The 7,726-nt window shown below is 45.8% G+C and carries 8 protein-coding genes and 3 tRNA genes; 3 read left to right on the top strand and 8 right to left on the bottom strand.

Annotation, left to right across the window (positions count from 1 at the left end; genetic code table 11):
- On the top strand, positions 1 to 95 hold a 95-nt coding region (locus tag ICN46_RS10425), incomplete at its 5' end, for an IS3 family transposase (protein ID WP_216208003.1).
- Positions 96 to 150: 55 nt separating this feature from the next.
- Here the strand turns inward: ICN46_RS10425 and ICN46_RS10420 are convergent.
- From ICN46_RS10420 to gltX, 4 genes are all read right to left on the bottom strand, one after another.
- A tRNA-Asp gene (locus ICN46_RS10420) sits at positions 151 to 227 on the bottom strand.
- Positions 228 to 281: 54 nt separating this feature from the next.
- Positions 282 to 357, bottom strand: a tRNA-Glu gene (locus tag ICN46_RS10415).
- A 33-nt stretch (positions 358 to 390) separates the two neighbouring features.
- Positions 391 to 466, bottom strand: a tRNA-Ala gene (locus tag ICN46_RS10410).
- A 78-nt stretch (positions 467 to 544) separates the two neighbouring features.
- Positions 545 to 1,942, bottom strand: coding sequence for a glutamate--tRNA ligase (gene gltX / locus ICN46_RS10405; RefSeq protein WP_216208415.1), 1,398 nt, complete (start codon positions 1,940 to 1,942; stop codon positions 545 to 547).
- A 68-nt stretch (positions 1,943 to 2,010) separates the two neighbouring features.
- Here gltX and hslO point away from each other — a divergent pair, with 68 nt between their 5' ends.
- Positions 2,011 to 2,976, top strand: coding sequence for an Hsp33 family molecular chaperone HslO (gene hslO, locus ICN46_RS10400; protein WP_216208412.1), 966 nt, complete (start codon positions 2,011 to 2,013; stop codon positions 2,974 to 2,976).
- A gap of 1 nt (position 2,977) precedes the next feature.
- On the opposite strand, the gene ftsB is transcribed toward hslO, so the two are convergent.
- The 4 genes from ftsB to pyrG are packed head-to-tail and all read right to left on the bottom strand — an operon-like array spanning position 2,978 to position 7,166.
- Entirely contained in the window at positions 2,978 to 3,283 is a 306-nt protein-coding gene (ftsB, locus tag ICN46_RS10395) for a cell division protein FtsB (RefSeq protein WP_216208409.1), read from the bottom strand.
- A 28-nt stretch (positions 3,284 to 3,311) separates the two neighbouring features.
- Positions 3,312 to 4,598, bottom strand: coding sequence for a phosphopyruvate hydratase (gene eno, locus ICN46_RS10390; protein ID WP_216208406.1), 1,287 nt, complete (start codon positions 4,596 to 4,598; stop codon positions 3,312 to 3,314).
- Between the two features lie 33 nt (positions 4,599 to 4,631).
- Entirely contained in the window at positions 4,632 to 5,495 is an 864-nt protein-coding gene (gene kdsA / locus ICN46_RS10385; protein ID WP_216208403.1) for a 3-deoxy-8-phosphooctulonate synthase, read from the bottom strand.
- Positions 5,496 to 5,504: 9 nt separating this feature from the next.
- Positions 5,505 to 7,166 carry a CTP synthase gene (pyrG, locus tag ICN46_RS10380; RefSeq protein WP_216208400.1) on the bottom strand — a complete coding sequence of 554 codons (1,662 nt, stop codon included), beginning with the start codon at positions 7,164 to 7,166 and terminating at the stop codon, positions 5,505 to 5,507.
- 106 nt (positions 7,167 to 7,272) lie between these two features.
- Between pyrG and ICN46_RS10375 the strand changes: the two genes are divergently transcribed.
- Entirely contained in the window at positions 7,273 to 7,725 is a 453-nt protein-coding gene (locus tag ICN46_RS10375) for a DUF2147 domain-containing protein (protein ID WP_216208396.1), read from the top strand.
- The last annotated feature ends 1 nt before the right edge of the window (position 7,726 follow it).

Below are 7,726 nucleotides of genomic sequence, written 5' to 3'. Positions count from 1 at the left end.
AATATATCGACTATTACAACCATGATCGGATCAAACAAAAACTGAAGGGATTGAGCCCGGTTAATTACCGAACTCAATCCCTCGTGCTAACCTAATTAAACTGTCCAACTTTTGTGGGTCAGTTCAATAAGGGCCTTTTTAATATGCATTTGGCGGAGCGGACGGGACTCGAACCCGCGACCCTCGGCGTGACAGGCCGATATTCTAACCAACTGAACTACCGCTCCAAATTACAACGCTTTCTACTTGTGTCACTTACTGCAACAACTAGCCAATATTTTTGGCGTCCCCAGGGGGATTCGAACCCCCGTACTCACCGTGAAAGGGTGATGTCCTAGGCCTCTAGACGATGGGGACCTGGACTGCTAATGCGCTACTTATTTTAAACCTTGGTGGAGATAAGCGGGATCGAACCGCTGACCTCTTGCATGCCATGCAAGCGCTCTCCCAGCTGAGCTATACCCCCTAAATCTCGCGATCAAACTACAAGACATTCAAAACAATCCAAGATTTTATCCTATTTTGCTGCGAATGCGCAAATTGCCTATTGAAGCACCTTGGATAAGCGCTTTATAGCCTCCTCTTTACCAAGCACAACCAAGACAGAATCAATGGCAGGCGTCTGTGTGGTGGCAAATAAGGCATAACGCACAGGCATTGCCAAAGCTGGCATCTTGAGCTGATGTTTAGCAAGCACAACCTTAAATGCAGCCGCATAACCCTCTTTTGTTGACTCAGAGGTTTGGATGGCCTCAATGAGATCACTCAAAGCGGGTCTGATAGCCTCTAGAATATTTGCGTTTATTTGATCGGCAGTGAATGATGGTGAGGGCAGATAAAAAAGTTTTGCACCTTCAGCAATCTCAATTAAGGTGTTAGCACGATCTTTTAGCAAGGCAACCACTTGAACAAAGTCAGGGCCATGATCAGTATCAATGCCTAGGGCATGTGCAAATGGTTTTGCAACTTCAGCCAACTCAATGGGATCAGCATTTTGGATGTATTGATGGTTTAGCCAGAGTAATTTTTCAGGGTTGTGTTGCGCTGGTGAGCGCCCAAGATTGGCTAAGTCAAACCAATCAACGAACTGCTCCTTGGTAAATACTTCAGCGTCACCATGAGACCAGCCAAGACGTGCTAGATAGTTGAGAACTGCCTCAGGTAAATAGCCAGCTTTTTGATAATCACGCACACTCATTGCGCCATTACGCTTACTCATTTTTTCACCGGCGTCATTAAGAACCGTTGGTAAATGGGCATAAACAGGCGGAGTACCCCCTAAAGCCTTCATGATGTTAATTTGACGCGGGGTATTATTCACATGGTCATCACCACGAATAACGTGGGTAATATTCATATCGAGATCATCAACCACCACACAAAAGTTATAGGTAGGAGTGCCGTCCGGCCTCGCAATGACAAGGTCATCAAGTTCCTCGTTGTTGATTTCAATACTACCTTTTACGGCATCATTCCAAATCACGGAACCTTCTAGTGGATTTTTAAAGCGAATCACTGGCTCCACACCCTGAGGGATTGGTGGAAGAGTTTTACCTGGCTCAGGACGCCATAAGCCGTTATAGCGAGGCTTTTCTTTATTGGCCATTTGCTGGTCGCGCAATCGATTTAGCTCATCTTCACTCATATAGCAGGGATAGGCCAGGCCTGAGTCCAGCATCAGCCTTAGGACCTCACGATAGCGATCAATACGTTGCATTTGGTAGATGGGACCCTCATCCAAATCCAGCCCTAACCATGCCATTCCTTCGATAATGACATCAACCGCTTCTTGGGAAGAGCGCTCCAGATCGGTATCTTCAATCCTCAGAATGAAATCACCTTTATTGTGACGAGCAAAGGCCCAAGGATATAAGGCACTGCGAAGATTGCCCAAATGAATAAAGCCCGTTGGACTGGGGGCGAAACGTGTACGAATATGCATAAACTACATTATCTCAGGTCAGTCTTGACCCAGTCTATTTTTCAAAAAATCGTGGATACTTTGAATATATGGACGAACTATTGGTTTTTATGTGTGATGGCGCCCCTGTTCGAGGGGAAATTGTCTCTATTGGAGCCGCCTGGCAGGCCGTTTTGGAGCATCGTAATGACCCCCCTGCCGTTCGCAAGATCTTAGGGGATTTTGTCGGTGCAGCCACGCTATTGACCGCTAACCTCAAGTTTGAGGGTACGTTGATTATTCAGGCTCAGAGCAAAGGGCCAATCCAACTGCTGGTTGTCGAGTGTAAGTCCGATCTAACCATGAGGGCAACCGTAAAACTATCGGTTGATGCCTCAGAAATTCCTTTGGATGCAAGTTTAGGTCAGCTGCTAGATGCTAGCAATACCGGTCGACTAGTCATAACACTAGACCCAGCCAAGCGCGAGCCAGGTAAGCCACCCTATCAAGGAATAGTTTCTCTCCAAGAGCATGTTGGCAAGTCAGTCAGGGCCGTTACAAACGTGTCTGAGGCCATTGCTCTGTACATGCAAAATTCTGAGCAACTAGATACCCGTATCTGGTTAAGCTCAGATGAAGAGCATGTTGGCGGTTTATTGCTGCAGCGGCTCCCAGATTCGGGCGGTCATGCACATTTAGATCCACTGGAGGCGGCTGAAGGTTGGAATCGAATTCAAATCCTTGGCGGAACTATTACGAATAAAGAGTTGTTAGGTCTGCCCCCGGAAGTTATTCTGCGTCGTCTGTTCCTTGAGGAGTCCACACACTATGGCGTTCGCAGCTTTCCTGCAAGAAAGATACAATTTTCCTGTAGCTGTTCCCGCATTAAAGTTGCAGACGTTTTGAGAATGCTTGGCGAACAAGAAGTTGAAGAGATTATTGCTGAGCAAGGAGAAGTGGAAACAGCTTGTGAATTTTGCGGAAAGATTTACAAATTTGATGCAGTTGATTGCCGCCAAGTATTTAAAACGGAATTATTAAGTGATGCAACTCGTCCGCCAACAAGGGGGCACTAGATTACTGCTTGATAGTGGTTGCCGTCTGAGATTTATCGTTAGGCAGAATTTGTACAAAAAACTCGCCATCTTTAATCATGCCGTGCTCAACTCTGGCACGCTCTTCAATTGCCCTTGTGCCGTCTTTTAGATCTTTGACGTCACCCGACAATTTAGCATTTCTTAAGCTTAAAGCACTATTCTTAGCTCCTTGGAGCTCAAGCTGGCGCTCCATCTCATAAACCTTAAGCCAACCACCCTTCCCCAGCCACAGAGGATATTGGATTGCCATGAGTAATACCAACATTGAGTAGATGACAATCCGCATAGTTAAAAATTGATCTGGCTGAAGTTTATTAATGCTTAAGGTTATAGAAAACTGATTTTCCAGGATAGCTGGCAATATCTCCCAAGTCTTCTTCAATGCGCAAAAGTTGATTGTATTTAGCAATCCGATCAGAACGCGATAGAGAGCCAGTTTTAATTTGGCCAGCGTTCGTACCAACAGCGATATCAGCAATCGTACTGTCTTCAGTTTCTCCCGAGCGATGGGAAATTACCGCTGTGTAATTAGCACGCTTAGCCATCTCAATGGCGGCAAAAGTCTCAGTCAACGTGCCGATCTGATTAATCTTGATCAGAATTGAGTTAGCAATCTCTTTCTCGATCCCTTCTTTCAGAATTCGGGTATTGGTAACAAAAAGATCATCGCCAACTAATTGAATTTTTTTGCCAAGCTTCCTAGTGATATCAGCCCAACCATCCCAGTCTCCCTCATGCATCCCATCTTCTATAGAAACAATCGGGAATTGGTCTGCTAAGTTGCCAAGATAATCAGAGAACTCACTTGACGTCAGTTGAAGGCCTTCGCCTGATAGGTGGTATTTTCCATCCTTATAAAACTCACTAGCAGCGCAATCAAGAGCCAATAAAACATCATCTCCGGCTTGGTAGCCAGCGCCCTCGATGGCTTTCATAATTGTTTGTAAGCACTCTTGGTTACTCTTAAAGTTGGGCGCAAAACCACCTTCGTCACCAACAGTTGTTGGCATGCCTTGAGAGCCAATAATTTTCTTCAGTTCATGAAAAATTTCTGCGCCGCAACGCAAAGCCTCTCGGAAGCTTTGTGCGCCAACCGGCATGATCATAAATTCTTGGATGTCTAAACTGTTATTAGCATGGGCGCCGCCGTTAACAATATTCATCATTGGGACGGGTAATTGCATGGAGCCAGAGCCTCCAAAATAGCGATACAAGGGCAAGCCAGCCTCTTCGGCCGCTGCCCTTGCTACAGCCATGGAAACAGCTAGAGTTGCATTGGCGCCCAAGCGTGCTTTGTTATGGGTTCCATCTAGTTCATTGAGGGTGTGATCTAAAAAAGCCTGTTCGGTAGCATCTAGACCCAAAATTGATTCTGCAATTTCAATATTAATATGCTGAACAGCCTTTAGAACGCCCTTGCCAAGGTAGCGTGCTTTATCACCATCACGCAGTTCAATGGCTTCACGAGAGCCTGTGGAGGCTCCTGATGGTACGGCAGCGCGTCCCATAACCCCTGATTCAAGGAGGACGTCACACTCCACCGTTGGGTTTCCGCGTGAATCTAAAATTTCCCTACCAATGATGTCAACGATAGCGCTCATCCAACTTCTCCTAATTACATAATTAATTAAATACTACTTAAAACTGTCTTCTAAGAATGAGCCAGTTCTCTTCACTACCGAATCAATTGCAAGCACGGACTCCAGTAGTTCGCGCATACGATTTAATGGAACGGCATTGGGACCATCGGAGAGTGCTTTAGCAGGTTCAGGATGGGTTTCCATAAATAAGCCGCTGATACCAACTGCAGCCGCAGCACGTGCAAGCACTGGAACAAACTCGCGTTGACCGCCACTGGAATGACCTTGTCCTCCAGGCAATTGGACGGAATGGGTTGCGTCGAACACTACCGGCGCTTTGGACTCTCGCAAAATAGCCAAACTGCGCATGTCAGACACTAAGTTGTTGTAGCCAAAAGATGCGCCCCGCTCGCAAACCATAAATTGATCAGGGAGACTTCTTTCTGCAGCAGCTACACGGGCTTTATCGATTACATTCAACATCTCATGAGGAGATAAGAACTGACCTTTTTTAAAATTGACCGGTTTTCCACTTTGCGCACATGCGCGGATGAAATCAGTTTGCCTACAAAGAAAGGCTGGCGTTTGGAGTACATCCACTACATTCGCTACAGGTGCAATCTCGCTAATGTCATGGATATCAGTAAGAACTGGAACGCCAATTTGACGTTTCACTTTAGCCAAAATTTCCAAACCTTTTTCCATGCCTAGTCCGCGAAAAGAGGTGCCGGATGAGCGATTGGCTTTATCGAATGAGGATTTATAAATAAAAGGAATCTGTAGTGCAGTGGTGATTTCCTTTAGCTCACCTGCTATGTCAATCGCAGACTGCTCAGACTCAATTACGCAGGGACCAGCAATTAGGAAGAAACGATGTTGTAAGCCAACATCAAAACCACAAAGCTTAAATGTACTCATGCCTCCCCCTTATGCCGAATTTTTCAAATTTGCATGTTGATGAGCAAGTGCAGCAGCAATAAATGCAGAGAATAAAGGGTGACCATCACGCGGCGTCGATGTGAACTCGGGGTGGAACTGAACCCCAAAAAACCACGGATGCATCGAAGTCGGTAACTCCATCATTTCAGGTAAAGATTCATTAGGGGTGCGAGCCGAAATAACCAAACCAGACTTCTCCAAGCGCGGAACATAGGCATTATTAACCTCATAGCGATGGCGGTGACGCTCATTAACCTCTGAACCATAAATTGTGTGCGCCAATGTACCTTCTTTAACGGGGCAACGCTGTGAGCCAAGTCTCATGGTTCCACCCATATCGGATTCATTGCTCCGCTTCTCAACACGACCTTCGCGATCAAGCCATTCGGTAATTAAAGCGACGACGGGGTTATCAGTTTCAGGAGCAAATTCAGTGCTATTAGCTTGTGCAATATTCGCTACGTGTCTTGCAAACTCAATCACCGCTAATTGCATACCCAGGCAAATACCAAGATAAGGTATTTTGTTCTCACGGGCATAGCGAATTGCAGCAATTTTGCCTTCGGTACCTCTTTTACCAAATCCGCCGGGAACTAATATAGCATCGAGCTTATTAAGACAGTCAATGCCATCCTTCTCAATTTGCTCGGAATCAATATAGTTAATATTCACGCGGGTATGAGTGTGAATACCGGCATGACGCAAGGCTTCAATTAAAGATTTATAGGATTCTGTCAACTCAACATACTTGCCGACCATGCCGATAGTGACCTCATGCTGGGGGTTAGCCATCTGGTAAACCAAGTTAGCCCAAACCGATAAATCAGCAGGTTTAGCATTGATTTCTAACTCACGACAAATCAGGTCGTCCATGCCTTGTGCATGTAACATCTCCGGAATTTTGTAGATCGTATCAACATCCCACACAGAAATCACGGCATCTTCCCGTACATTCGAGAATAGAGAGATTTTTGCGCGCTCGTCTTCGGGGATTGGGCGATCTGCGCGACAGAGTAAAGCGGTTGGCATGATGCCAATCTCACGTAATTTCTGAACTGAATGCTGGGTGGGCTTAGTTTTAAGCTCGCCTGCGCTAGTAATATATGGCACCAAAGTCAGGTGAACAAATGCGCAACTATGCAGAGGCAAGCGAAGGCTCATCTGCCTGGCAGCCTCTAAAAAAGGTAGTGACTCGATATCGCCAACAGTACCGCCAATTTCACAGATAGCAATATCAGCGCGCCCATCATGACTGGCTTTAGCACCCCGCTCAACAAATGCTTGAATTTCATTGGTGATATGCGGAATAACTTGCACTGTTTTACCAAGGTACTCTCCGCGGCGCTCTTTGCTAATAACGGACTCATAAATTTGCCCGGTGGTGAAGTTATTGCTCTTGCGCATCTTGGCCGAAACAAATCGCTCGTAATGACCCAAATCAAGATCAGTCTCTGCGCCATCTTCAGTAACAAATACTTCGCCATGTTGCAGCGGACTCATGGTCCCAGGGTCAACGTTAATATAAGGGTCTAATTTTAGGAGGGTGACTTTCAGGCCGCGGGATTCAAGAATCGCGGCAAGCGAGGCAGCTGCGATTCCTTTCCCCAAGGAAGAAACCACACCACCAGTGACAAAAACGTATTTGGTCATCGCTTAAGCTCTGTTGGAAAAAGTAATTATAACGATAGCCATGTCAGATTAAGAAAATTTGACTGCCGTAAGATGAATACCGACAAAAAGGGGGAAAAGTCTAAAAATGATCAAAAATTGGATTCAAATCCTCCTAGTTCTAGGTCTATCCTGTTTTCTTGGGCCTCAATCATCATTTGCCGAAGATGAAGGTGTAATTACTGGTATTTGGAAAACCTTTGATGACGAAACAAACCAGCCAGCAGCACTAATACAAATTACTCTAAAAGGTGGACTGTATAGCGGCGTTGTTAAGCAAATCCTTGATCCAAGTGCCCTGCCTACTTGTGAAAAATGCACAGATGAGCGCAAAGGAAAACCAGTCTTGGGTATGGAAATTCTCACTGGACTTAAAAATAATGGGGATCACTACAGCAGTGGGCGCATCCTTGACCCGGATGATGGTGAGATCTATCACGCAGAAGCGACTCTAAAAGATAGGGGAAATAAGCTTGATGTTCGTGCATACATAGGCATACCCTTGCTGGGGAGAACTCAAACCTGGGCCAGGGAAAGGTAAC

This window comes from Polynucleobacter sp. Latsch14-2 (assembly GCF_018881925.1).
Taxonomy (GTDB): Bacteria; Pseudomonadota; Gammaproteobacteria; order Burkholderiales; family Burkholderiaceae; genus Polynucleobacter.
This window is presented reverse-complemented; position numbering and strand designations above follow the sequence as displayed.

Coding starts and splice junctions, on each gene's coding strand:
- ftsB (WP_216208409.1), bottom strand. CDS start 3,283: ATGCGGATTGTCATCTACTCAATGTTGGTATTACTCATGGCAATCCAA.
- kdsA (WP_216208403.1), bottom strand. CDS start 5,495: ATGAGTACATTTAAGCTTTGTGGTTTTGATGTTGGCTTACAACATCGT.
- eno (WP_216208406.1), bottom strand. CDS start 4,598: ATGAGCGCTATCGTTGACATCATTGGTAGGGAAATTTTAGATTCACGC.
- ICN46_RS10375 (WP_216208396.1), top strand. CDS start 7,273: ATGATCAAAAATTGGATTCAAATCCTCCTAGTTCTAGGTCTATCCTGT.
- hslO (WP_216208412.1), top strand. CDS start 2,011: ATGGACGAACTATTGGTTTTTATGTGTGATGGCGCCCCTGTTCGAGGG.
- pyrG (WP_216208400.1), bottom strand. CDS start 7,166: ATGACCAAATACGTTTTTGTCACTGGTGGTGTGGTTTCTTCCTTGGGG.
- gltX (WP_216208415.1), bottom strand. CDS start 1,942: ATGCATATTCGTACACGTTTCGCCCCCAGTCCAACGGGCTTTATTCAT.